This window comes from Acidobacteriota bacterium (assembly GCA_040752915.1).
Taxonomy (GTDB): domain Bacteria; phylum Acidobacteriota; class UBA4820; order UBA4820; family DSQY01; genus JBFLVU01.
Genome location: JBFMHB010000016.1, coordinates 46,188 through 47,415, shown reverse-complemented (window position 1 = coordinate 47,415; position 1,228 = coordinate 46,188). Strand labels below are relative to the sequence as shown.

The window sequence follows — 1,228 nt, the reverse complement described above, 5'->3', positions numbered from 1 at the left end:
TCCGAACCCGACACCGCCACCTCCGACTTTTTCCTGTGCGTGGGGGACCAGCCCGAACTGGACTTCGGGGGCCGGAGAAACCCCGACGGCCAGGGCTTCGCCGCCTTCGGCCGGGTGATCTCCGGAATGGAGACCGTGCGCCGCATCCAGGCGCGCCCCGCCCGGGGCCAGGTCCTCGATCCGCCCGTCCGCATTCTCACCGCGCGGCGGCTTTGATCCTCCGCCTCTTACCGGTACGGCTTCTCCGCGCCGGGCGGGCGGCGCCCCCTCAGCCCCCGGCGGCCGTCTCCCTCTTGAGGTAGGCCTTCTGGAGGGCCTTGCCCAGGGCGGGAAGCCGGTCGTAGAGCCGCTTGGAGGGCCGGGGCCGGGTCCGGGTCAGGGCGTAGGCCGTGAGGAGGGGAAGGGCGATGGTGCTGTCCGTGTAGACCACGACCGTATCCGGCAGTTGGCTGGGATCCACCTTCCCCCAGGAGACGGCCTCCGAGGGCGTGGCCCCCGAGAGCCCTCCCGTGTCCGGGCGGGCGTCCGTGATCTGGAGGAAGTAGTCGTGGCCCTTCTCGGGGAGCCCCAGGACTTCCTGGATCTGCGGTTCGGTCTGCAGCATGAAGTTCTTGGGCGACCCGCCCCCCGCGATGAGGACGGCGGACTTCTTCCCCCGCCGCTTGGCGTCCCACACGATGGCCGCGGTGAGGTTCACGTCCGCGCTCACGTCGAAGGCGAAGCGGCTCCCCTTCAGGGCCATGGCGGCCACGTTCATGCCGATGGACGAATCACCGGGGGAGGAGGTGAAGACCGGCACCCCTTCGGCGAAGGCCGTCGAGAGGACCGACGGGGTGCGCAGGCGGAGGGCTCGCTCCCGCTCGTGGAGGTAGGCGCCGATGCGGTAGTGGAACTCCGCGGTGCTCATGGGCCGCTGGAATTCCTCGTTCTCGAGGACCTTGCGGAAAAAGGCGTCGGTCCTCAGCAGGACCGAGTAGTCGAAGAGGATGTCGTAGATGCGGACCACGCCTTCGCGCCTGAGCCGGGTGTCGTCCAGAAAGGGGCTTCCCCGGTGGAGGGACAGGTCCAGCGCAAAGTGGGCGTCGTGGTAGAGGTTGGCGCCGGTGGAAACGATCCAGTCCACGAACCCCGCCCGCAGGAGAGGGACGATGCACGACCGCCCGATCCCCGCCGGAGTGAGGGCGCCGGTGAGGCTCAGGCCCACCGTCACGTCGCGCTTCAGCATCTT

2 protein-coding genes are annotated in these 1,228 nt (G+C 69.5%); one reads left to right on the top strand and one right to left on the bottom strand.

Features of this window, described 5'->3' with window-relative positions; genetic code table 11:
* The coding region (locus AB1824_04880) for a peptidylprolyl isomerase (GenBank protein ID MEW5764291.1) at positions 1-216 on the top strand (216 nt) is incomplete at its 5' end.
* Positions 217-268: 52 nt separating this feature from the next.
* On the opposite strand, the gene speY is transcribed toward AB1824_04880, so the two are convergent.
* The coding region (gene speY, locus AB1824_04875; GenBank protein MEW5764290.1) for a deoxyhypusine synthase at positions 269-1,228 on the bottom strand (960 nt) is incomplete at its 5' end.